This window comes from Pyxidicoccus sp. M6 (genome assembly GCF_055568925.1).
Genome location: NZ_CM145714.1, coordinates 4,935,507 through 4,958,489, shown reverse-complemented (window position 1 = coordinate 4,958,489; position 22,983 = coordinate 4,935,507). Strand labels below are relative to the sequence as shown.

17 protein-coding genes and 1 other RNA gene are annotated in these 22,983 nt (G+C 69.8%); 14 read left to right on the top strand and 4 right to left on the bottom strand.

All coding sequences use genetic code 11. From position 1 onward, the window contains the following. Positions 1 to 120: 120 nt before the first annotated feature. Positions 121 to 3,669 carry a glycosyltransferase family 4 protein gene (locus tag ACVTJA_RS19665; protein WP_465838198.1) on the top strand — a complete coding sequence of 1,183 codons (3,549 nt, stop codon included), beginning with the start codon at positions 121 to 123 and terminating at the stop codon, positions 3,667 to 3,669. Positions 3,670 to 3,768: 99 nt separating this feature from the next. Next, the gene (locus ACVTJA_RS19660; protein ID WP_465838197.1) at positions 3,769 to 7,998 is read left to right on the top strand and encodes a response regulator; all 4,230 of its coding nucleotides are present in this window, start codon (positions 3,769 to 3,771) and stop codon (positions 7,996 to 7,998) included. A 231-nt stretch (positions 7,999 to 8,229) separates the two neighbouring features. Here the strand turns inward: ACVTJA_RS19660 and ACVTJA_RS19655 are convergent, their stop codons facing one another. After that, on the bottom strand, positions 8,230 to 8,451 hold the full coding sequence (locus ACVTJA_RS19655; protein ID WP_465838196.1) for a hypothetical protein: 222 nt from the start codon (positions 8,449 to 8,451) through the stop codon (positions 8,230 to 8,232). A 188-nt stretch (positions 8,452 to 8,639) separates the two neighbouring features. Here ACVTJA_RS19655 and ACVTJA_RS19650 point away from each other — a divergent pair, with 188 nt between their 5' ends. The 8 genes from ACVTJA_RS19650 to ACVTJA_RS19615 all read left to right on the top strand — a co-directional run bounded on the left by ACVTJA_RS19650 (position 8,640) and on the right by ACVTJA_RS19615 (position 17,493). Then, positions 8,640 to 9,578, top strand: a complete 939-nt coding sequence (locus ACVTJA_RS19650; RefSeq protein WP_465838194.1) for an AAA family ATPase — start codon at positions 8,640 to 8,642, stop codon at positions 9,576 to 9,578. 15 nt (positions 9,579 to 9,593) lie between these two features. Further along, on the top strand, positions 9,594 to 11,009 hold the full coding sequence (locus ACVTJA_RS19645) for a patatin-like phospholipase family protein (RefSeq protein ID WP_465838192.1): 1,416 nt from the start codon (positions 9,594 to 9,596) through the stop codon (positions 11,007 to 11,009). 102 nt (positions 11,010 to 11,111) lie between these two features. Next, a complete protein-coding gene (locus tag ACVTJA_RS19640; RefSeq protein ID WP_465838190.1) occupies positions 11,112 to 12,059 on the top strand; it encodes a branched-chain amino acid transaminase in 948 nt (315 codons plus the stop codon). Positions 12,060 to 12,267: 208 nt separating this feature from the next. After that, positions 12,268 to 13,608 carry an AAA family ATPase gene (locus tag ACVTJA_RS19635; RefSeq protein ID WP_465838188.1) on the top strand — a complete coding sequence of 447 codons (1,341 nt, stop codon included), beginning with the start codon at positions 12,268 to 12,270 and terminating at the stop codon, positions 13,606 to 13,608. A gap of 117 nt (positions 13,609 to 13,725) precedes the next feature. Beyond that, the gene (locus ACVTJA_RS19630) at positions 13,726 to 14,568 is read left to right on the top strand and encodes a Fic family protein (protein WP_465838186.1); all 843 of its coding nucleotides are present in this window, start codon (positions 13,726 to 13,728) and stop codon (positions 14,566 to 14,568) included. A 19-nt stretch (positions 14,569 to 14,587) separates the two neighbouring features. Next, a complete protein-coding gene (locus ACVTJA_RS19625; protein ID WP_465838185.1) occupies positions 14,588 to 15,193 on the top strand; it encodes a deoxyribonuclease IV in 606 nt (201 codons plus the stop codon). A gap of 12 nt (positions 15,194 to 15,205) precedes the next feature. Beyond that, positions 15,206 to 16,348, top strand: a complete 1,143-nt coding sequence (locus ACVTJA_RS19620; protein WP_465838183.1) for a DHH family phosphoesterase — start codon at positions 15,206 to 15,208, stop codon at positions 16,346 to 16,348. After that, on the top strand, positions 16,345 to 17,493 hold the full coding sequence (locus ACVTJA_RS19615) for a cysteine desulfurase family protein (protein ID WP_465838181.1): 1,149 nt from the start codon (positions 16,345 to 16,347) through the stop codon (positions 17,491 to 17,493). Before ACVTJA_RS19620 ends, ACVTJA_RS19615 begins: the two co-directional genes overlap by 4 nt. 15 nt (positions 17,494 to 17,508) lie before the next feature. Here ACVTJA_RS19615 and ACVTJA_RS19610 read toward each other — a convergent pair whose 3' ends face one another. The 3 genes from ACVTJA_RS19610 to ACVTJA_RS19600 form a co-directional block, all read right to left on the bottom strand. Next, positions 17,509 to 17,685: a hypothetical protein gene (locus ACVTJA_RS19610; protein WP_465838179.1), complete on the bottom strand. Its 177-nt coding sequence runs from the start codon at positions 17,683 to 17,685 to the stop codon at positions 17,509 to 17,511. Between the two features lie 111 nt (positions 17,686 to 17,796). Further along, positions 17,797 to 18,804 carry a serine/threonine-protein kinase gene (locus ACVTJA_RS19605; RefSeq protein ID WP_465838177.1) on the bottom strand — a complete coding sequence of 336 codons (1,008 nt, stop codon included), beginning with the start codon at positions 18,802 to 18,804 and terminating at the stop codon, positions 17,797 to 17,799. Continuing rightward, entirely contained in the window at positions 18,801 to 19,685 is an 885-nt protein-coding gene (locus ACVTJA_RS19600; protein WP_465838175.1) for a tetratricopeptide repeat protein, read from the bottom strand. Before ACVTJA_RS19600 ends, ACVTJA_RS19605 begins: the two co-directional genes overlap by 4 nt. 240 nt (positions 19,686 to 19,925) lie before the next feature. Here ACVTJA_RS19600 and ssrS point away from each other — a divergent pair. The 4 genes from ssrS to tyrS all read left to right on the top strand — a co-directional run bounded on the left by ssrS (position 19,926) and on the right by tyrS (position 22,879). Beyond that, positions 19,926 to 20,122: non-coding RNA, 6S RNA (gene ssrS, locus ACVTJA_RS19595), on the top strand. Positions 20,123 to 20,141: 19 nt separating this feature from the next. Beyond that, positions 20,142 to 20,765: a 5-formyltetrahydrofolate cyclo-ligase gene (locus ACVTJA_RS19590; protein WP_465838174.1), complete on the top strand. Its 624-nt coding sequence runs from the start codon at positions 20,142 to 20,144 to the stop codon at positions 20,763 to 20,765. Further along, entirely contained in the window at positions 20,762 to 21,550 is a 789-nt protein-coding gene (locus tag ACVTJA_RS19585; RefSeq protein WP_465838172.1) for a TIGR00282 family metallophosphoesterase, read from the top strand. Before ACVTJA_RS19590 ends, ACVTJA_RS19585 begins: the two co-directional genes overlap by 4 nt. Before the next feature lie 57 nt (positions 21,551 to 21,607). Continuing rightward, positions 21,608 to 22,879, top strand: coding sequence for a tyrosine--tRNA ligase (tyrS, locus tag ACVTJA_RS19580; RefSeq protein ID WP_465838170.1), 1,272 nt, complete (start codon positions 21,608 to 21,610; stop codon positions 22,877 to 22,879). Positions 22,880 to 22,983: the final 104 nt, after the last annotated feature.

The following is a 22,983-nucleotide window of genomic DNA, read 5'->3' as shown; positions in this document are numbered from 1 at the left end:
CCTTTAGGTCGCTGGCAGTGGAGGGTCAACGTGCCAGCATTTCATGTGTTCTTCGCCCGACCCCCCCTCCCCTGCATCGCCCGATGACACCCAGGATGGGGCCAAGTATCCTGCCCACGCTTGAGCGACCTGCCCAGACTGCTCCTGTGCAGTTTCGACGTCATCCCCGGCCCGTCGGGCTCGTCGCGCCGTGTCACGGAGTACCTCAAGGCGCTGCCGGACCGCTTCTCCGTGGTGGTGCTGTCGGCGAAGACACCTGACCACTCCCATATCGAGAAGTACCAGGGTGCTCGGCTGCTGCGGGTGCCGGTAGGCTCGGGCGACCTGGCCTCCCGCATCCAGGCCTTCGAGCGCGCCGTGCGCCGCCAGTTGGAGAGCGAGGAGTACGCGCTCGCCCACTTCACGGACCCGTTCGGCGGCTATGCCTTGTGCGAGCTGAAGGCCGACTACGGCCACCGCCTCATCTACGAGGCGCAGACCTTCCCGTCGCAGGAGCTGCGCTACACGCACCCGCAGACGGAAGGAGACCGGCGATTCCTCTCCAAGATTCGCAGGCAGGAGCTGTTCTGCCTGATGAACGCGGACCTCATCATCACCGGCTCGCAGACGACGCGCTCGTACATCCAGTCGCTCGGGGCGAGCGAGGACCTCATCCACGTGGTCCGCGCGCCGGTGGACCTCAAGGCGTACGACCCGGTCGCCATGGGCGCGCCGGACGGGCAGCCGCTGCGGCTGATGTACCTGGGCAGCCAGGTGGGGTGGCAGGGCCTGCCCACGCTGCTGCGCGCGGTGGCGCTCGCGGCTCAGCGCGCGGATGTGCGGCTCACGCTGGTGGGCGCGCAGCACGCGGACTGGCAGCCGCACCTGGATGAACTGGTGAAGGAGCTGGGGCTGAAGGAGCGCGTGGAGTTCCAGCCGCCCGTCGCGCATGACGACGTGGCCAAGGTGCTCGCGCTGGCGGACGTGGGCGTGCTCCCGCTCGACGACGTGGAGCGCAACCGGCTGCAGGGCGGTCCCCTGGCGAAGGTGTCCGAGTACTGCGCCGCCGGCCGTCCCGTCATCGCCGCGGACCTGCCCGTCACCCGCGAGCTCATCCCCCAGGACACTGCCCTCTTCTTCCCGCCGGGGGACACGCAGGCGCTGGCGAACCATATCGTCGACCTGGCGCGCGACATCCCCCGCCGCGTGGAGCTGGGACGCCGGGCGCGCGCGCACGCGGAGGAGGTGCTCGACGCGAGCATCATCCGCGGGCGGTTGATCGACCTCTACGACTCGCTGCTGGAGAAGCGGTCGGTGGTGGCGCCTCGGAGCGAGGAAGACCTGCCCTCTCCCACGATGGTGACGGGCACGCCGACCAACCGGCTCGCGGCGCTGCTGCCGCCGGAGCCGACGCCCGTGAAGCCGCTTCCGAAGCCGGAGGCCGCGAAGGCCGGCGGCTCCGAGCCCGCGCGCGAGGAACTGCCGCTGGTGATGGGACAGGTGCTGGACGAAGGGCTCGACACGCGCCTCGTCAAGACGGAGCTGGAGGTGCAGCCCTCCGAGCCGCCCGTGGTGATGGGCCTGCCCCTGCGCGAAGAAGCCCCAGCGCAGAGCCCGTCGCCGGCCTCCGTCATCGTGGACTCGACGCTTCCCACCTCGGGCCGCGCGGAGTCCGGTGGGCCGGTGGCGCTGAGGTCGTCCACGTCGAGCAGGGCCGGAGCGCCTTCGCTCGTGGAGGAGCCGCCCGCGCCGACTCCGACGCCGACGCCCATCGTCCGGGGTGCCCTCACCTCCACCTCCGAGAGCGAAGAGCTCCCGGCTCCGACACCTGTCGTTCGCGCGCCTGCCTCCAGGGATGCGGAGGAGCCGCCCGCGCCCACGCCCATCGTCCGCGCGCCCGCGAGCGCCGATGCGGAGGAGCCTCCCGCTCCGACTCCGGTGGTCCGCGCGCCTGTCGCGGCGGACCGGGAGGAGCCGCCCGCGCCCACGCCGGTGACGCGAGCTCCTGGCCCGAGCGCTCGCGAGGATGCCGCGGGTTCCGTCCTCGGGAGCCGCACGCCCGTCACGCCTGAACGCGATGACGAGCCGCCAGCGCCGACGCCCATCGTCAAGGTGCCTGCCTCGTTGTTCATGCGTGACGAAGAGTTCACGCCGTCCGCCTCGGGCCGTACATCCGGGGCCACGAGCAGGAAGGACGAATCGTCAGCGCCCGAGCCTTCGCGTGCCCTGAGTGGGCGCAGCACCTCGGCCCGCGTGGAGACTCCGTCACGGCGCATGTCGGCGCTGTCCACGCCGTCGCGAGGCACCTCGTCCGTCGACTCCGAGCGCGGTGCTCCAGCGTCGCGTACTGGCGCCGGAAGCGCCTCCGAGCCGGGTCTGCCGCCGGCGCCGCGCGCTGGCTCTCCGACCTCGGAAACGGGGCTGCCCTCCGTTTCGCGCTCGGGCTCTCCGAGCTCGGAAGTCTCCATCCCCCAGGTGTCCCGCGACACGGGCCTGCCCCCACTGTCGCGCTCGGGCGCTCCGGGCTCGGAGATTTCGATTCCCCAGGTGCCTCGCGACACGGGCCTGCCGCCGTTGGGGCGCTCGAGCTCACCGACTTCCGAGTCGGCGCCCGCCCCGGTGGTTCGCTCCAGCCCGCCGAACTCGGAGACGGCACTGCCTCCGGTGGTTCGCTCCAGCCCGCCGAGCTCGGAGACGGCCCTGCCTCCGGCGCTGCGCTCCAGCTCAACGGCATCAGAGTCCGCACTGCCGCCCGTGGTCCGCTCAAGCCCGCCGACCTCCGAGACGGCCGTGCCTCCGATGCTGCGCTCCAGCGCCTCGTCTCCGGACACGGGGCTGCCACCGATGATCCGCGGCGGCACCGCCTCCACGGACTCGGACCGTCCTCCCCCCGTGCTCCGCCCGGGTGCCGCGGCGTCCGACGCGGAGCGCCCCCTGGCGTCCCGCCCCATCACCTCGGAGACCGTGCTGCCGCCGGTGATCCGCGGAGGCTCCACCCCCTCCGAGTCCGAGCGCCCGCCTCCGATGTTGCGACCGGGTGACTCCGACCGCCCCGCGCCCATTCGCGGAGGCACCACCGAGCCGGAGCGCCCGCCTGCGCTGCCCCCCCGCGCCGCTGCTCCGCCGCCCGTTCCCCGCCAGCGTCCACCCCGGCTGATGCCCGAGGGTCCACCCCGCCTGGCCCCCATGGAAGCGCAGGCCTCCCGCCCTCCGCCTCCGTCCCTCAAGGCCTCCATTCCCGCCAGCTCCGCCAGCTCCGAGGACGAGCCCGAGGAGATTTCCGCCGACGAGGCCCAGCCCATCGACGACGGGGCCGACAACTCTCCGACTCCTGCCCACCCGCGCCCACGTCTCGACGAGCCGGATGAAATCAGCAGCGACGAGGTGGAGGAGGCCGAGGTCTCCGCCGCCAACGCCCGCCTGCTCGACGAGGAGGCCGACCTCCGCGAAGTCGAGGACGAGCCCAGGGGCGAGCCCGTGGACGAGGGCCCCGCGCCGGAGCCCGTCCCCTCGTCGCTGAACCCGTGGTTCGCCCAGCTCGCCCACGGCTACTGTCCACCGGACGGCATCCGCTTCGACCGCCACACGCCACCGACGACGTTCCCCGGTCGGGACGAGGGCGCCAACCCCTCCCGCGTTCCCCCGCCCGCACGTACCTCCCCGGGCGTCGTCCGCGGCAAGGGCTCGTGAAGCAGGCAACCGAGCGCCACCCATAAACTTTCCAAGGCTTGCACGCGCCCGATAGGATGCTGCGGTTTTCACAGCACTTTTTCCGGATCAAAGGGCTTCATGGAGCGTCGGGTCCTCATCGTCGAAAGCCAGAACGAGTTCGCCCTCAGCATGGCCACCGTGCTCAAGAGCGCGGGGTATCAGACGGCCATGGCTGCGACTGCGTCTGACGCGCAGCGTGAGCTGGAAAAGCGCCGGCCGGATCTGGTCGTCCTGCGCGCCGAGCTGCCGGATCAATCCGGCTTCGTTCTCTGCGGGCAGATCAAGAAGGGCAAGTGGGGACAGAATCTCAAGGTCCTCCTGCTCTCCTCCGATACGGGCGTGGATGGCCTGACGCAGCACCGTCAGACGCCAGCCGCCGCGGACGGCTACCTCGTCATCCCGTTCGAGATGGGCGAGCTCGCGTCCATGAGCCACGGCATCGTCCCGGCGGGCACGGACGAGTCGGACGCCTCGCTCGACGCGGCCCTCAACGGCGCGCCCCGCGAGGCACCGCCGCCCATGCCGCCTCCCATCCGCACCACCGCCGGCGGCCCGCCCAAGCTCCCCAAGCGCGAGCGCCGCAGCGCGATGACGGACGAGGACCGCGCCTTCCTCGACCGCGCCTTCCAGTCCATCGCCGACCGCAAGGCGGAGCTCCTCGCAGAGTCCCGCCAGCTCAAGCGCCCGCCTCCGCGCCGCGAGCTGATGGGCACGCCCGAGGGCAAGATTCAAATCCTCCGCGACGAGCTGAAGACGCGCGAGGCCCAGCTCGCCCGCCTCTCCGAAATCTGGGGCGTGCGCGAGCGTGAGCTCCTCTCCGGCGAGGACCGGCTCCACGAGAAGGACGTGGAGCTGCAGGGCCTGAAGATGCAGGTGGACGACCTGCTCCGCCGCTTCAACGAGGCCCAGCAGGCCATGCTCCAGAAGGAGCGCGAGCACGGCGCCGCCGTGGACGACCTGCTCCTCCAGAAGTTCTCCGCGGAGAAGGACCTCATCGAGGTCGTCGCCTCCAAGGAAAAGGACATCAACCTCCTGCGCAAGGAGGTCCACAACCGCGAGGACGAGCTGTCCCGCCGGGCCTCCGAGCTGGAGAACCTCCGCGGCGAGTACGACAAGCTCGAGAAGCACCTCGGCGTCGTCACGCTGGAGTTCGAGGTCAAGGAGCAGAAGCTCCAGGATGCCCTCCGCGCCCACGAGGCGGAGATTGCCAGCCTCACGAAGCGCGGTGACGACTTCGAGGCGGAGCTGGCCCGCACCGTCAGCGAGCGCGACGCGCGCTACGCCGAGCTGGGCGGAGAGATTCAGGCGCTGCAGGACCGCCTCTCCGAGACGGAGCAGGAGCGCGACACCACCGTCCGCGCCCTGGAGACGCGCGCCACCGCCGCCGAGGAGCACGGCCGGACGGCGGACGCGGAAATCGTCCGGCTGAACGCCGAGCGTGATGCCCTGGAGGCCCGCCTCACGCAGCAGGTGGCGGACCTGGAAGGCGACCTCGCGCGCACCACCAGCGAGCGCGACCAGCTCCGGCTGGACAAGGACGCCCAGGAGGCCGAGCTCACCCAGCGCGTCGAGGATCGCGACGCCAAGATTGGCACCCTCGAGCGCGAGCTGTCGGAGACCATCGCCCGCAACGAGCAGCACGAGGCGGAGCTCAACGCCAACATCCAGCAGCACCTGGAGCGCATCGGCGAGCTGGAAGGCGAAGTCGAGGCCGTCAAGACGCACCTCGCGGACCGTGAGGCGGAGCTCACCGCCGAGCTGCAGGCCCTTCAGCAGGCGAAGGAAGAGCTGGAGACGGACCTCTCGGACCGGCTCAACGCGCTCAACCAGGCCAAGGACGCGCTGGAGCAGGACCTCACCCAGAAGCTGGAGGAGCTGCGCTCCGCCAAGGCCGAGCTGGAGGCGGACCTCACCGGCCAGATTCAGGCGCTCACCCAGCAACTGGAGGAGTCTCAGCGCCTCGGCGAGCAGCTCACCGCGCGCGTCGCGTCGCTGGAGGACACCGTCGCCCAGCGCGAGGCCACCATCGAGGGCCTGCAGGGTGACGTGGCGACGCGCGACGAGCGCATCGCCGAGCTGAGCGGCAACCTGGAGGCCACCAGCCAGACGCTGGTCCAGACGCAGGACACGCTGTCTCGCACGGAGGGCACCCTCTCCGAGACGCAGGGCCTGCTGGCCCGCACCGAGGAGACGCTCTCCGAGACGCGCGGCGAGCTGGAGGCGACCTCCCAGACGCTCTCCGACACGCAGACGCGCCTCTCCCAGACGGAAGGCGCCCTGTCGGAGACGCGCGGCGAGCTGGAGGCCACCAGCCAGACGCTCGCGCAGACGCAGGACACCCTCGGCCGCACCGAGGCCACGCTCGCGGACACGCAGCAGCGGCTGGCGCAGACGGAAGGCGCCCTGGCGGAGACGCGCGGCGAGCTGGAGGCCACCACCCAGACGCTGACGCAGACGCAGGGCGCGCTGGAGGAGACGCGCGAGCAGCTCGCCTCCACCATCGGCCAGCGCGACGCGCTCCAGGCCGAGCTCCAGGAGACGCAGGGCGCGCTCCAGGATACGAACGACACCCTGGCCCGCACCACCCGCGAGCGCGACCAGCGCACCGCGGAGCTGAAGGCCCTCGGTGAGGCGAAGGACGCGCTGGAGGACCAGCTCACCGGCCAGATTGGCCAGCTGCGCGGCGAGCTGTCCGAGACGCAGGGCAACCTCGAGGCGGAGAAGGCCGCGCACGAGAAGCTCGCCGCCGAGACGAGCGCGCACATCGGGGACCTCACCTCCGAGCGCGACGGGCTGCGCCAGGAGCTGGAGGCCACCACCCAGACGCTGGAGCAGACGCAGGGCCAGCTCGCCGCCACCCGCGACGCGCTGGGCAAGGAGCAGCAGGCCCACGCCACCACCCGGCAGGCCGCCGCCAACACCCAGGCCACGCTGGAGTCGCAGCTCAACGAGGCGCGCAACCAGGGCGAGGACCTGGGCGAGCAGCTCACCCTCACCAAGCACGAGCTGGGCGCCAGCGTCGCCGAGGTGACGCGGCTGTCCGCGCAGCTCGCGCAGGTGGAGGACGCGCGCGGCAACCTGGAAGAGCGGCTGCATGCGCTCACCGAGGAGTCGCAGCGCAAGGAGGAGCTCCTCCAGAACGACCTGGCCAGCAAGGGCAAGGAGCTCTCCGACACGCTCCGCAAGCTCACCCAGGTGACGCAGGAGAAGATGCGTCAGGGCGAGGTGCTCAACCGCGAGGTCGCCACCCGCACCGAGCAGCTCAAGGCCCTGGAGACGAAGCTCCAGACGCAGGCCACCGAGGCCAAGCGTCAGGCGGACACGCTCGGCCAGCAGATGGCCGGCCTCAACAACCAGCTCGAGCTGGGCAAGAAGGCCCTCGCCGACCGCGAGGAGCAGCTCAAGGCCGCCGGCGCCGCCCAGCAGAAGCTCACCGCCGAGCGCAACAACCTCGCCGGGCAGCTCCAGCAGGCCGAGGCGAAGGCCCAGCAGCAGGCGCAGCAGGCAGCCCAGGAGCGCACGGAGGCGAAGCGCGCGGCGGACGACCTGGCCGCGAAGCTGGCCAAGGCCGAGCAGCGCATCGCCCAGCTCACCCAGGAGGCCCAGGCCCGCACCGCCGACGCGGAGGCGAAGTCCAAGGACCTCCAGGCGCAGCTCGCAGCGCGCACGAAGAAGATCCAGGACCTGGAGCTGGCGGTGGAGAACGCGCAGGGCGCCAAGGCCCGCGTGGAGAAGGAGCTCAACACCAAGGTGGCCGCCGCCGAGGGCAAGGCCAACGAGGCCGCGGCCCGGCTCGCCACCGCGCAGAAGGAGCGCAAGGACCTGGAGACGCGGCAGCTCAAGGAGATTGAAGACCTCAACGCCAAGCAGAAGGCGGAGCTCGAGCGCCGGGAGACCATCAAGGCCCAGGAAGTGGCCCGCCTGCAGCAGTCCGTGCAGGAGAAGAGCAAGGCCCTCAAGGTCGCCGAGCTGGAGCTGGCTCGCTTCAAGTCCAAGTCCCCGGCCGCGGCTGCCACTCCGGCCCCCGCGAAGGCCGCCGCCGCGAAGGCCGCTCCCGCCGACGACGAGGACCTGGCCCTGAAGACCCAGGTCAACCAGGTCATCCCGGCCGCCGCTCCCGCCGCGGCGAAGCCCGCCGCGAAGGCTCCGGCGAAGCCCGCCGCGAAGAAGGCCGCGGCCCCCGCGCCCGCCCCCGTCGTCCCCGATGAGTCCGAGCCCACCGACCGGACCGTGATGATTCCGCTGCCCACCGGCGGCGCGAAGGAAGACGACGACTGGACGGCCCTGGTCGACGAGCTCGACAAGTAGGGCCCGAGCCCGGGCGCCGGAGCACCCTCCGGCGCCCTTTCGGAATCCCGGCACCACCCGCCGGAAGCCCGGCACCCGGGCAGGCCTCGCCGGGAACTCCTTGGCCCAGAAACGACTCACCCCGGAGCGCCTCGCTTCGGGCGGTCCGGGGTGGGAGTCTCTTCAAGTGCCCCAGAATCCCGGGGGCTCTTTGTTCAACCATGACATCCGTGCCCTACCCGGGCGCGGAAGTCAGAGGGCGGCTCGCGCCTCGGCGACCAGCTCCTTGAAGTGGAGCGAGGAGACCACGTCACGGAGCGAGGCCTCGCGCCCGTGGCTGTGCGCCTCCAGCCGCGCGTTGTGCCACCGGGTACGGAGCGTCCGCACCGCGATGTAGGCCAGCAGGAGCGGGAAGCCCCCGGGCAACAGCACCACCGCCACCGCCATCGCCATCCTCAACCACGCCCAGAACATGACTGCTACCTCGCCGCTTCGTGAATGCGCGGGGTAGATGCACGACATGTGCCCGCGATGCGAAGAAAATTTCCCACCGTATTTACGGCGGGTTGCAAGGCAGGGAGGCAGGAAGCCCACGCCGCGGGTGCCGGAACCCTGGCATTTTTGCCGCAGTGGTGTGGAGGGGGTCGGTTAAGTTTCCAGGCGTGAGCACCCCTTCGACGCAAGACAGCCGCGGCTTCAGCAGCGTGGCGGACGCGGAAGAGCGCCTGGAACAGGTTGGCTATCTCTCCTCCCCCGAAATCGCCACCGCCGCCTTCCTCGCGGACCGGATGGACAAGCCCATCCTGGTGGAAGGCCCCGCCGGTGTAGGCAAGACGGAGCTGGCCAAGGCGCTGGCCCAGGCCCTGGGCCGCGAGTTCATCCGCCTCCAGTGCTACGAGGGCCTGGACGAGGCCAAGGCCCTCTACGAGTGGGAGTACGCCAAGCAGCTCCTCTACACCCAGCTCCTCAAGGACAAGATTGGGGACATGGTGCAGGGCGCCTCCACGCTGTCCGAGGCCGCCAACAAGCTGGGCTCCAGCGACGCGGTGTTCTTCTCCGAGCGCTTCCTGCTGCCCCGCCCGATTCTGCGCTCGCTCGTCTCCGAGCGCCCCGCCCTGCTGCTGGTGGACGAAATCGACAAGGCGGACCCGGAGTTCGAGGCCTTCCTCCTCGAGGTCCTCTCGGACAACGCCGTCACCATCCCCGAGCTGGGCACCTTCAAGGCGAAGTACGTCCCGCGCGTGTTGCTCACCTCCAACAACGCCCGCGAGCTGTCGGACGCGCTCAAGCGCCGCTGCCTCCACCTGCACATCGACTTCCCGGACCGCGAGCGCGAGCTGCGCATCGTCAAGGCGCGCCTGCCCGGCGTGCCCCAGACGCTGGCCGAGCAGGTGGTGGAGGCCGTCGCCGCCATCCGCTCGCTGGACTTGAAGAAGGCGCCCTCCATCAGCGAGACGCTGGACTGGGCACAGAGTCTCGCGTTGCTCAACGCGGAGCAGCTCACCTCGGACCTGGTGGCCTCCACGCTCAACCTCGTCCTCAAGTACGAGGGCGACATCGAGAAGGCCCGGGCGAACCTGCCGCAAATCGCCCAGGCCTGACGCGCGCGCCCGCCCGTGCTGCTGAAGGAACGCTTTCAAATCAATCGGCCGCTCGAGGAGCTGGAGCTCAACCTCGTGCGCGCGGCCATGGCGTCCCCGCACCTCCTGGACGCGCGCGAGGAGGCCATCCTCCGCACCGCGCTGTCACTGGCGCGGCTCTACAAGGTGCAGCACGGCGGGCTGGACGTGGGCGTGGGCGCGCTGCTCACGCCCTTCCGTGAGGAAGTCGAGCGGCGCCTGACGCCCGTCCTCGGCGGCACGCGCCCGCCCACGCGGGACAGGCTGGTGCCCCACGTGAAGGACCTCCGCGAGCACGCCCTGAAGGCGCGCGACGAGGTGGCGAAGCGGCTGCGCGAGCGGGTGCCGCTGGAGGCGTTGGACCGCGAAATCCGCCAGAAGGAGCTGGTGCTCGTCGCGGGCGGCGGCGGAGGCACCGCCTTCGTCTACCTGGGCGTGATGAGCCTCCTGGACGAGCACGGCCTGGAGCCGAGGCTGATTGCCGGCGCGTCCATGGGCGCCGTGCTGGCCATCATGCGCGCGCGCATGGCGCGCTTCGACCCCACGGAGATGATCAACATCGTCCGGGGGCTGTCGTTCCGGAAGCTCTTCCGCTTCATCTCCACGGAGAGCCGCTACGGCCTGCCCGCCGCGCTGCGCCTGTTCCTGCGCGCGGGGCTGGGGCGCTTCTTCGGCGCGGGGCCGGAGGGCAGCGGGCTGCGCCTCAAGGAGCTGCCCATCCCCACCATCATCTCGGTGGGAGGCATCCGCCGCGGCATGCTGCCCCGCCCGCTGGAGTACTACGAGCGCCTGCTGGGCACGAGCCCGCTGGGCCTGCTCAACCCCGCGGGCGTGGCCCGGCGCATCCAGGCCTCCATGGGCGCCGTGGCGGAGCTCTTCACCCGCCCGGAAATCACCGTGCGCCTCCACCTGGGCGCGGACGACGCCACCTCTGAATTCGACGCGCTCGACGCGGCGGGCTTCTCCTCCGCGCTGCCCGGCGTCATCCACTACGACGTGCTGCGCGAGGACCCGCGCATGCACGGCCTGCTGGAGGGAATGCTCTCGCACCACGGCGTGGCGCGCCTCATCGACGGCGGGCTGGTGGACAACCTGCCCGCGAAGGCCGCGTGGAAGGCGGTGGCGCGCGGGCGCATCGGCACGCGCAACACGCTCATCCTCGGGCTGGACGGCTTCGCGCCCCGGCTGGCCACGCCCTTCTGGCTGCCCCTGCAGCGGCTGGCCGCGATGACGGTGGCGCCCAACCTGCCCTACGCGCACCACATCAAGCGGTTCTCCCGCACGCTGTCACCGCTGGAGGTGGTGCCCAACGTGGAGCTGGCCTCGAAGGCCCTCCACCTCGGCCGCAAGGCCCTGGCCGAGGAGATGCCCTTCCTCCGCCGCATGCTCACCCCGCTGCCGCCCGTGCTGTGAGTCATCGCGAAAATCGCTTTCGTGCTTTGACCTCATAGGGCCGGGCTGGCTAGAAGGCCGGGGCAGTCCCATCTTGAAATCCCCCGCTGAAGGAACCTTCGAATGAGCTCGACTTCGAGTACTACGTTGCGCGCGGATCAGATCTGGCTCGATGGGAAGATGGTGAAATGGGACGAGGGCCAGGTGCACGTGATGACGCACGCGCTGCACTACGGGCTCGGCGTCTTCGAGGGCATCCGGGCGTACAAGACGCATGACGGTCGCCTCGCCGTGTTCCGCCTGCGCGAGCACGTCCGCCGCCTCCTCGACTCGGCGCACATCATCCAGCTCAAGATGCCCTACTCCGAGGACGAGCTCTTCGAGGCGTGCCTGGAGGTGCTGCGCCGGCAGAAGGCGCTCTTCGCCAACGGCGCCTACCTGCGCCCGGTGGCCTTCATGGGCGACGGCGCCATGGGACTGGGCGCCGTGAATCCCACCCGCGTGTCCGTCACCGCGTGGGACTGGGGCGCGTACCTCGGCGACAAGGGCATCAAGGAGGGCATCCGCGCCAAGGTCAGCTCCTTCACGCGCATGCACGTGAACGTGAACATGGTGCGCGGGAAGATTACCGGCCAGTACGTCAACTCCATCCTCGCCAAGCGCGAGGTGGTGAATGCGGGCTACGACGAGGCCATCCTCCTGGACATCAGCGGCTTCGTGGCCGAGGCGTCCGGCGAGAACATCTTCATGGTGAACAAGAAGGGCGTCATCAAGACCCCCCCGCTGTCCTCGCCCATCCTGGACGGCATCACCCGCGACACGGTGCTCCAGCTCCTGCGCGACAGCGGCCGCACGGTGGAGGAGGTGACGTTCACCCGCGACGCCCTCTACATCGGCAACGAGATCTTCTTCACCGGCACCGCCGCCGAAATCACCCCGGTGCGCGAGGTGGACAACCGCACCGTGGGCACCGGCAAGGTCGGCCCCATCACCCAGTTCGTCCAGGAGACCTACTTCCGCACCGTGCGCGGCCAGGAGCCCCGCTACGCGGAGTGGCTCACCTACGTCTGAGCGAAGCGGCGAGCTCGCGCGGGCAGGCGTCCGGCACCACGCCGTGACGCCCCCGCGGCCCCTCGTTCCCTCTCCCTTCATCGAGGGGAGAGGCAGGCGGGGTGCGAGCATGTCTCCCCGCCCGCACCTCGTGCGGGCGTCGTGCACGCAACCGTCACCGCATGTCGGCTGCCTAAGCGTGCGGCGGATGGGCTAGAACAAGGCCCCGATGGCTCCCGCCGGGTACGCGTACGACGACGACAATCCGTTCAAGCTCGAGAACCCGTCCATCCTGGACATCGCTCCCGCCGAGCCGAAATCGGTGGAGGACACCGGGCTCAAGATGGGCCTGCTGTCCGACATCGCCCTGAAGTTCCTGTACTACGCGGGCACCGGCACGGGCATGGCCATCGCGGAGGAGATGCGCCTGCCGTGGCCGGGCGTCATCGAGCACGTGGTGGACTTCCTCACCACGGAGAAGCTGGTGGACCTGCGCGGCGGCAAGGGCTTCGGCCGCGCCTCCGTGGAGTTCATCCTCACCGAGAAGGGCCGCGAGTACGCGCGCGACGCCCTCACCCGCACCACCTACGTCGGCCCCGCGCCCGTCCCCATCGAGCAGTACAACGCCCTCGTCACCAGCCAGACGGAGGAGACGCCCGTCGTCAGCCAGGAGGAGCTGGTGATGGCGCTCAGCCACCTCACCGTCCCCGCCGAGCTGATGGACAAGCTGGGCCCGGCGGTGAACTCCGGCCGCTCGCTCTTCCTCTACGGCCCGCCCGGCAACGGCAAGACGAGCCTCGCCGAGGCCGTCTCGCACATGTTCGGCGGCGAGGTGTACGTCCCGCACTGCATCGAAATCGGCAATCAGATCATCCAGGTCTTCGACCGGCTCATCCACACGCCGGTGTCCCTGGAGATGGGCGGCGATGCCTCCGGCCGCCGGCAGACCTTCGAGATGGACAACCGGTGGCTCCTCACCCGCCGGCCCGCCGTCGTGGTGGGCGGCGAGCTGACGCTGGAGACGCTGGACCTCATCTACTCGGAGAGCACCCGCTTCTACGAGGCGCCGTTCCAGGTGAAGGCCAACGGCGGCATGCTCCTCATCGACGACTTCGGCCGCCAGAAGGTCCACCCCACGGACCTGCTCAACCGGTGGATCGTCCCCCTGGAGAAGCGGGTGGACTTCCTCACCCTGCACACCGGCAAGAAGTTCGAGATTCCCTTCGACCAGCTCCTCGTCTTCTCCACCAACCTGGACCCCAAGGAGCTGGTGGACGAGGCCTTCCTGCGCCGCATCAAGTACAAGATTGAAGTCAGCAACCCGGACGAGGAGTCCTACCGGGAGATCTTCCGCCGCGTCTGCGAGGCCGCGGGCGTCCCCTACGTCGAGCAGGCCGTCACCTACCTCATCGAGCACTACTACAAGCCGCGCAGCATGGACCTGCGCGCCTGCCACCCCCGTGACCTCGTGTCCCTCATCAAGGACGCGGCCCGCTACCGGCAGATGCCGCCCGCGCTCTCCAAGGACCTGCTCGACCAGGCGTGCGAGGTCTTCCTCGTCAATCTGTGATGATTTCGTTGTTACAACCGCGCGGAATTTCTAGAATCCGCACGCCGTTGTACTGCTCGGCCGCATGCTTCGGAATCCCCCCCATGGTGGACCCGCAGCGAGAAGGAGCCGTAGTCCGTGAAGGAACGCTACCAGGACATCGACGAGAAGAACGAGGCGCTGCGCGAGTACCTCGAGATCTACAAGGACAAGCAGCCGGCGCGCGAGTTCCTCGACAGGCTCGAGATGTCGTGGATCTACCACGACGCCGCTCTGGAGGGAGTCGTCTATACCCACCAGGAGCTGATGGCCGCGCTGTTCCCTGGTCGCACCAACGCGGAAGCCTCCATGATTCCGGTCGTCCTCGAGATCCGGAACCACAAGGCCGTCTGCGACTACATCCGCGAGGAGGCGGCGGGCGCCAAGAAGCAGGCGCAAATCACGCTGACCACCATCAAGCGGATGCACGACCTGTTCCTGGGCAACACGCCCGAGGCGCAGCAGGAGCGCGCCCGCCTGGAGCGCCGCGAGCGCACTGAGAAGGAGCTGGCCAAGGAGCGTGACAGGTCCGGGCTGCGCAAGGACATGCCGCTCCACCGCACGTACTTCCACGACATCTCCCAGCCCGCGAAGATTCAGGGCGAGCTGGAGAAGCTGGTGGACTACACGGCGAGCGCCGAGTTCCGCGAGTTCCACCCCATCAAGCAGGCCGCGACGGTGCAGCACCGGTTCCTGCAGATCTTCCCCTTCACCGAGCACAGCGGGAAGGTGGGGCGCATGTGCAGCAACCTCATCCTGGTGCGCAACGGCTACATGCCGGCCATCATCCACAGCATCGACCGGCAGCGTTACTACGAGTCCTTCCGGGGCCCCGTGGCTGCCTTCCGCACGGTGCTGATGGACGCCATGGAGAACTCGCTCGACAACGGCGTGAAGTTCTTCAAGGACCTCGCCCGGAAGTACAAGGCCATCAACAGCTAGCGCCTGAAGTCCGGCCGCCGTGCTCATCGGAGCTCACGAGTCCATCGCCGGAGGCGTGAGCCAGGCCTTCGCGAGGGCGGAGGAGCACGGCGCCCGCGCCCTTCAAATCTTCACCAGGAACGCGCGGGGCTGGAGCGCACCTCCCCTCACCGAGGAGGAGCGGCTCGCCTTCCGCGCGGAGGCGAAGCGCTCCGGCATCCCCGTCATCGCCCACGGCAGCTACCTGGTGAATCTCGCCGCCGAGGAGCCCGCGCACCTCGCCGAGATTCTGTCCCAGGTCGGACACGAGAAACGGCTGGGGGTGTGCCTGGACACCTGCCACCTCTTCGCGGCGGGCTATGACGTGTCCACCGTCCGCGGGTACGAGGCCGTCATGGACGCGTGCGACCGGCTGGTGGGCCTGTCCCGGGTGCGGTGTTTCCACCTCAACGACTGCAAAAAACCCCTGGGATGTCGCGTGGATCGCCACGAGGAGCCCGGCAAGGGGGCGATCGGGCTCACGGCCTTCCGGTGCCTCGTGAAGGATGCGCGCTTCGTCGACACCATTGGTGTGCTGGAGACACCGTTTCCCGAACGTTATGGGGAGAACATCCGGCTTCTCGAATCCCTCGGCCGGAGGAAGTAAAGAAGAGCACCCATGCCCGTGACACACTCCTTCAACAGCCGCCGCGCCTCTGGAGCCCCAGGCGGAGCTCCTGGTGCCCCCCTGGGAGGCGAGCTGTCGGAGCCCCCGCCACGAATCGCCACCCTGCCCGCCCGCGACAAGCTGGAGCGGCTCCTTCGGGTGGCGAAGGGACACAAGAAGGCCCTCATCCTCACGCACGACAATCCGGATCCGGACTCGATGGCGGCCGCGGTGGCGCTCGCCCAGTTGCTGGAGCGCCGGGCGAACGTGGAGGCCCACGTCGGCTACGGCGGCATCATCGGCCGGGCGGAGAACATCGCCTTCGTGAAGGTGCTGCGCCTACCGATTTCCCACGTCTCGCAAATCGACTTCGACGAATACGACCTCTTCGGTCTCGTGGACACGCAGCCCAAGGTAGGCAACCACTCGCTGCCGGCGAAGCTGGACGCGCACATCGTCGTGGACCACCACCCGCTGCGCGAGGAGAGCCTGGCCTCGCCCTTCGCCGACGTGGGCGGTGACTTCGGCGCCACGTCCACCATGCTGGTGGAGTACCTGCGCGCGGCCCGGCTGGAGCCCTCCGAGGAGGTGGCCACCGCCCTCTTCTACGGCCTCAAGGCGGACACGCGAGACCTCGGCCGCGAGACGACTCAGACGGACATCGACAGCTACCTGTGGCTGTTCCCGCGGATGAACAAGCAGATGCTCGCGCAGATAGAGCATCCGGAGCTGCCGGCGCGGTACTTCCAGCTGTACCACACGGCCTTCGAGCGGGCGAAGGTGTACGGCACCGCCATCATCACGGACCTGGAGGAGGTCTACTCCCCGGACATGGTGGCCGAAGTCGCCGAGCGGCTGATGTTCCTCGAAGGAACGAAGTGGTCGCTCGCCTTCGGTACCTACCGCAACCAGCTCTACATGAGCCTGCGCGTGAAGGACCGGCGGATGAACGCGGGCCGGCTGATCCGCGAAATCTTCGAGGACTACGGTGGCTCGTCCGGAGGCCACGGCAGCATGGCGGGCGCGCGGCTGCCGCTGTCCGGCAAGGCGGCGCAGCGCAAGGCGCTCAAGCGCGAGCTCGTGAATCGCTTCAAGGAAGCCTTCGGCGTCGCGGGTGAGCGGCCCGTGTCGCTGCTGTGCGCGCAGGACACGTGATCTACTGGGACTACAACGCCGCCGCGCCGGTGCGTCCGGAGGTGGCGGCGCTCCTCTCCCGCGCCTTCTCCCAGGGCGGCTTCGGCAACGCCTCCAGCGTGCACCAGGGTGGCCGCGACGCGCGCGCGAGGCTGGACGCCGCCCGCGCGAAGGTGGCCCGCGTGCTGGGCTGCGAGCCGAAGGAACTCACCTTCACCGGCTCCGGCAGCGAGGCGGACGCGCTGGCCCTCGTGGGCGCGTTCCACGCGAGGCCCGTACTGGAGCGACGCCGCGTGGTGACGTCCGCGGTGGAGCACCCCGCCCTGCTGGGCGCGGTGGCGCAACTGGAGCGCGAGGGCGCCAGCGTCGTGCGTGTGGCGCCGGGGCCGGACGGGCGCGTGCGCGCGGAGGACGTGCTGGACGCGCTGACGCCGGACACAGCGCTGTGCTCGCTGATGTGGGCCAACAACGAGACGGGCGTGGTGCAGCCGGCGGCGGAGGTGGCGCGCGCGTGCCGGCAGCGCGGCGTGCTCTTCCACACGGACGCGGTGCAGGCGGCGGGCAAGGTCCGCATGTCGCTGCGAGAGGTAGACGCGGACCTGCTGTCGCTGTCCGCGCACAAGTTTGGAGGGCCGCAGGGCGCGGGCGTGCTGGTGGTGCGCAAGGGCGTGGACGTCCGGGCGCTGACGCCGGGCCATCAGGAAGGCGGACGCCGAGGGGGTACGCAGAACGTGCCCTACGCGGAGGCCTTCGCGCTGGCGCTGGAGCTGGCCGTGGCGGAGTTGCCCGAAGTCGCGGCCGGCGTGGGCGCGCTGCGAGACGCGTTCGAGCGTGAGGTCCTCGCGAGCATCTCCGGCGTCGAGGTGAATGGCGCCGGTGCGCCACGCGTGCCCAACACCAGCAACCTGCGCTTCGACGGCGTGGAGGGCGAGGCGCTGCTGATGGCGCTCGATTTGGACGGCATCTGCGTCTCCGCCGGTGCGGCGTGCGCATCGGGGACGCTGTCGCCCTCGCACGTGCTGCGGGCCATGGGACTGACGCCAACCCAGGCGCGCGGCAGCCTGCGCTTCAGCCTGGGCCCGTCCACCACCGGGGCGGAGGTCGAGCGGGTGGTCCACGCGCTCCGCCAGCACGTGCCGAAGGTGCGGGCCCTGTCCGGACTCTGACGGGACTCGCCGCGCCTACCACTTCTGCTCGGGCAGGGACTTCTCGCGCACCTCTTCGTCGGGCTGGCCGTAGCCTGGCATCCCGTCCTCGCGGGCCTCGTCGGCCTTGGAGGGCCGCCGGGGCTCCTCCTCCCGCGCCTTGCGCTCGGGCGCATCCTGCTCGGGCTTCGTCTGCTTGGGCTCGGTCGCCATCGCTCTCCTCCCCTGCGCGACACCGCGTGCGGAAGGAAATGTCGGCATCTCCACGGCGCCCGGCACGGGTGACTGCCTCCCATGGCGAGCGGGAGGCCGAGGCGCCGCCCCCTACCCCGCGTCCGAGCCCGACGTCCCCGGCGCGGGCGATGCGCCCCCCGACGAAGACGAAGAGGGCACGTCATCGCTCGCGCCGAAGAGGCCGCGCACCACGGCGGCGATGGCCAGCGGAGTGCCCACGCGCTCGTCGTAGTGCGGCGTGAGCGCCTGGGCGAACTCCTCGGCCGTGGTGAAGCGGTCCTCGGGGTGCTTGGAGAAGGCGCGGTCCACCACCGCCTCCAGGGCCTCGGGCACATCCGGGCGCAATTCGCGCAGCGGCTTGTACTGGCGGGACCAGATGGCGGCGAAGACCTCGTCCGGAGAGCCGCCGACGAAGGGCCGCTCCAGCGTCAGCAGCTCGTAGAGCACCACCGTGGCGGCCCAGAGGTCCGCCGCGGGATTCACCTCGCCGAGCAGCGACTCCGGAGACAGGTAGTACGGCTTGCCCAGCACCTCGCCGCCCTGGAGCTTGCCGTCCACCAGCACGCGCGACACGCCGAAGTCGCCCAGCTTGATTTCGCCCACGCGCGAGATGAACAGGTTGGATGGGGACACGTCGCAGTGGACGATGCCCAGCGGCTCGCCCGAGGGGCCGGTGGCGGTGTGCGCGTACGCGAGCGCCTCCAGCAGCACCTTGCCCAGGTACACCGCGAAGTCCAGCGGCAGGGGGATGCCGCGCACCTTGCAGCGACGGAGGATCTGCCCCAGGTCCCTCCCGTCCACCAGCTCCATCACGATGAAGTAGATGCCCTCCAGCACGCCGGCATCCAGCACCGTGACGATGTTGGGGTGGTGGAGCTGCTTGGACAGCTGCGCCTCGCGGGCGAAGAGGGCCACCGAGGCCGGGTCTCTCGTCAGCGCCGGCAACAGCCGCTTGAGCGCCACCGTCCAGCCCTCGCGCGGGCCGGAGCGCACGCGAGCGCGGTACACCTCGGCCATGCCGCCCTTGCCGAGCACGGCGAGGATTTCGTAGTTGCCGAAGACCCGGGTGGGCTTCCCTGGAGAGGGCGGCTGGCTCACGGGCTCGCGCTTCCGGAGCCCAGCGACTCACGGCCGGACGTCCGCTTGCGGTTGCGTTGCTGCTGCAGGGCTTCGATGTCGTCTCGCAGCGCGGCCTCGGGCACGGCCTCGGCGGGCCGGTTCCCCGGCGCCCAGCCCAGGTCCATGGCCCTGCTCAGCGACGCCCGGGCGCGGGTGCGGCTCCTGTCACGCAGGTGCGCGTACGCCGTCCACAGGTGCACGTCCGGCCGAGTGGAGGCCTTCACGCGCTCCAGCGACTTCAGCGCCCCGTCCACCTCTCCCAGGCCGAGCTGACACGCCGCCAGCCCCACCACCGCCGCCGCGTTGCGCCCGTCCGCCTCGACCAGCTGCTCGAAGATGGACCGCGCCGCCAGGTAGTTGCCGGAGAGGAGCAGCCGCTGCCCTTCCTCCAGCGACACCGGTGCATCGCGCCGGGCCTGGGCGACGGGCGGTACCGGCGCCGCCTTGTCCGCTGCGACGGCGGGCCCCGGAGGCGCGGGAGCCGCGGCCTCCTCGGGCTCGGACTCGCCGTCCCGGGAGTCGTCCTGCGGCGCCGTGGACTTGAGCAGCACCTGCAAGCCGTCCTTCAGCGCCGGCGAGGTGCATGCCTTGGGGAGCCGGACCAGCCCGCTCAACACCCGCTCATACGTGTTGACGACGAGCAGGACGGGGTAGCGCTCGCGCTCGCCGCACCCGGGCCCCGTCTGGCACAGCAGCACGCTGCCCACCAACACATGGCCCTGGAGCTCGCCCGTGACGACCTCCGTGCCGGGCTCGAAGCGGCAGGGGCCACCGGAGCCGGCGGCCGTCCCCACCACATGCTCGCCCTCGGTGCGGAACTCCACCTGTCCGTACTGCGGACCTTCATGGGGGCCGGACACGGCCGGCCCCGCCCATGCGAGGCCGGAGGCGGCGACGGAAAGAACCGTCGCGAGTGCCTTGTTTGAAAGCGCGGGCGGCATGTGCGGGGTAGGTTTCATCATAGGGGCCGCGAGGCTGCCTTGTAAACGCACGAGGAAGCCTTGACCCAGCCGCCCCCCGTCCTTATCATTTCCCCAGACTCTTACGGGTTTTCCCAATAGATTCGAGGACTTGGTAGCACAGAAGCTTTGTTAAAGGGCTGTCCCCTGCGGGGCGCGTGATGCCCAGCAGAAATTCGAACCGATACGTCCATTCCGGGGTCCGTTTCGGCCGCCATGTGCAAGCCCTCCCCTCTCACGGGGGATGAGGGAAGCCTGCGGCGGCATGATTTCGGTCCCCACCTGGCTTTCAGAGGGTTCAATGGACGCTGGGCACACGGCCATGCGGCGGGGGACTTTTTCTGCGGAGCGGCGGCGGTGAGCGAGACGGTGGTGGAAGAGGCGGCGGCGAGGAAGCAGACGCTGCGTGAGGAGTTGACGGCGCGTCGGAAGGCGATGACGCCGGACATCATCGACACGCGGGGTCTCAAGGTTCAGTCTCGATTCCTGGCAGCGCCGTACTATCAGAAGGCGAGGACGGTGGCCTTGTACGCCCCCATTCGGGGCGAGGTGCCCACCCGGGACATCCTGATTGCGGCGTTGCAGGACGACAAAATCGTCTGCTACCCGCTCTCCCACGTCCACGGGCGCATCCTCTCGTTCAGGGCCATCAAGTCGGAGAGCGAGCTGGAGCCGGGACGGCTGGGGGTCAGGGAGCCGAGCAACTCCTCGGACCTCATCCCGGTGGACCAGATCGATCTCTTCGTGGTGCCGGGCCTGGGCTTCACCCGGGACGGCAAGCGGCTGGGGCGCGGAGGCGGCTATTACGACGCCACCCTGCGTGCCGCCAGCCAGCGCAGCCGCCGCGTCGGTCTGGCCTTCAATGACCAGGTCGTCCAGGTGCTGCCCACCACGGGCGACGACGTGGACATGGACCTCATCGTGACGGAGTCCGAGTCGCTGCGGGGCCTGTACCGCGACTGGGACTTCCTGGATACGTGAAGGTTCTCTTCATGGGAGATGTGGTGGGCCGCCCGGGACTCCAGGCGGTCCGCACGCTCCTTCCACGTCTCGTGTCCGAGCACGGGGTGGACCTGTGCGTGGCCAACGCGGAGAACAGCGAGGGCGGCGCCGGCATCAGCGCCGAGAGCGCCCAGTACCTGCTCGACAGCGGCGTGAAGCTGCTGACGAGCGGCAACCATTTCTACTCGAAGAAGGCCATCCTCCCCTGGGTGAAGGAGCATCCGGACCTGCTCCTGCGGCCGGCGAACTACCCCAAGGGGACGCCGGGGCGCGGGCACGGGCTCGTGCGCCTTCCGGACGGCCGCGCCCTGGGCGTCATCAACCTGGAGGGCCGCGTCTTCATGCGCATGGAGGCCAGCCCCTTCGAGGTGGTGCTGCCCCTCGTGGAGGAGCTTCGCAAGGAGACACCCTGCATCCTCGTGGACATGCACTGCGAGGCCAGCAGCGAGAAGAACGCCATGGGCGTGCACCTGGACGGCAAGGTCTCCGCGGTGGTGGGCACGCACACGCACGTGCAGACGGCGGATGAGCGGGTGCTCCCCGGCGGCACGGCCTTCATCACCGACGTGGGCATGTGCGGCCCGCTGGACTCCGTCATCGGCATGAAGAAGGAGACCTCGCTGGCGCGCTTCCTCGGAGAGAAGGCGCCCTACGAGGTGGCGGAGAAGCTGGTGTACCTCCAGGGCGTCGTCGTCGACATCGACGAGCGCACGGGGCTGGCGCGCGGCATCGAGCGGGTGCGCCAGCGGCTGCCGGGTACCTGAAATCCACCCTCGGTTCTGCCGCCGCTGGCGCGGCACATGGATTAAGTTGCGCGCGTCATGACTACGGACGCACTGCGCAAGGCGACCCCCGAGGAGCAGTTCGAAACAGTCACCCGAGCCACGGTGGACATCCAGGTCCCCGAGGAGCTGAAGAAGAAGCTCCAGCGCTCGTATGACACGGGCAAGCCGCTGGTCATCAAGACGGGATTCGACCCGAGCCGGCCGGATTTGCATCTCGGCCACTCGCTCCTGCTGACGCGCATGCGGCGCTTCCAGGACTTCGGCCACACGGTGGTGTTCCTCATCGGCGACTTCACGGGGTTGATCGGCGACCCGACGGGCCGCAACGCCACGCGGCCGGCGCTCACCCGTGACGAGGTGAAGGCCAACGCGGAGACGTACAAGCAGCAGGTCTTCAAGGTGCTGGACCCGGACAAGACGGTGGTGCGCTTCAACTCCACCTGGCTGGACGCGCTGGGCACGGAGGGGATGATTCGCCTCGCGGCGCGCTACTCGGTGCAGCGCATGCTGGAGCGCGACGACTTCAAGAAGCGGTTCCGGGAGAACACCTCCATCTCCATCCACGAGTTCCTGTACCCGCTCCTGCAGGGCTACGACTCGGTGGCGCTGAAGTCGGACGTCGAGCTGGGCGCGACGGATCAGCTCTTCAACCTGCTCGTGGGCCGTCAGCTCATGAAGGAAGAGGGGCTGGAGCCGCAGGTCATCATGACGGGCCCCATCCTCGAGGGGCTCGACGCGAAGCTGGTCGACGGCAAGATTGTCGGCAACAAGATGTCCAAGAGCCTGGACAACTACGTGGGCATCGACGAGCCGCCGGCGACCATCTTCGGCAAGCTGATGAGCATCACCGATGACCTGATGTGGCGGTACCTGGAGCTGCTCTCGGCGAAGTCGCTGAAGGAGCTCGCGGACATGCGCGCGAAGGTCCAGGCGGGCGAGCTGCACCCCATGACGGTGAAGAAGGACTTCGCCCGGGAGATGGCGGTGCGCTTCCACGGCGAGGAGGGCGGCCTCAAGGCGGTGGAGGCCTGGGACAACCTCAAGAAGGAGGCCTCGCAGACGAGCCTCGAGCTGGTGGAGGTGTCGCTGGCCGGCGCGGAGAAGCAGCTCCTCTACAAGCTGCTGCCGGAGACGAAGCTGGTGGCCTCCGCGAACAAGGGGCGCGAGGCGATGGCCCAGGGCAGCGTGCGCGTCAACGGCGAGAAGGTGATGGACCTGAAGGCGGAGTACGGCCCCGGCGAGTACACCGTGCAGGTGGGCAAGGCGCGCACGGACCGGCCGAACGCGGTGCGCCTGAAGCTCACCTGAGCCCCCAAGCCCGGTTGAATGCCGGGCAGGCGGCAGCCGTCCCACGCGCGCACCCCGTCCCGCCAGACCGCTCCTCCCGAGCGGCTGGCGGGCCGCTGTAGACT

Coding starts and splice junctions, on each gene's coding strand:
- ACVTJA_RS19660 (WP_465838197.1), top strand. CDS start 3,769: ATGGAGCGTCGGGTCCTCATCGTCGAAAGCCAGAACGAGTTCGCCCTC.
- ACVTJA_RS19655 (WP_465838196.1), bottom strand. CDS start 8,451: ATGTTCTGGGCGTGGTTGAGGATGGCGATGGCGGTGGCGGTGGTGCTG.
- ACVTJA_RS19640 (WP_465838190.1), top strand. CDS start 11,112: ATGAGCTCGACTTCGAGTACTACGTTGCGCGCGGATCAGATCTGGCTC.
- ACVTJA_RS19635 (WP_465838188.1), top strand. CDS start 12,268: ATGGCTCCCGCCGGGTACGCGTACGACGACGACAATCCGTTCAAGCTC.
- ACVTJA_RS19620 (WP_465838183.1), top strand. CDS start 15,206: ATGCCCGTGACACACTCCTTCAACAGCCGCCGCGCCTCTGGAGCCCCA.
- ACVTJA_RS19610 (WP_465838179.1), bottom strand. CDS start 17,685: ATGGCGACCGAGCCCAAGCAGACGAAGCCCGAGCAGGATGCGCCCGAG.
- tyrS (WP_465838170.1), top strand. CDS start 21,608: ATGACTACGGACGCACTGCGCAAGGCGACCCCCGAGGAGCAGTTCGAA.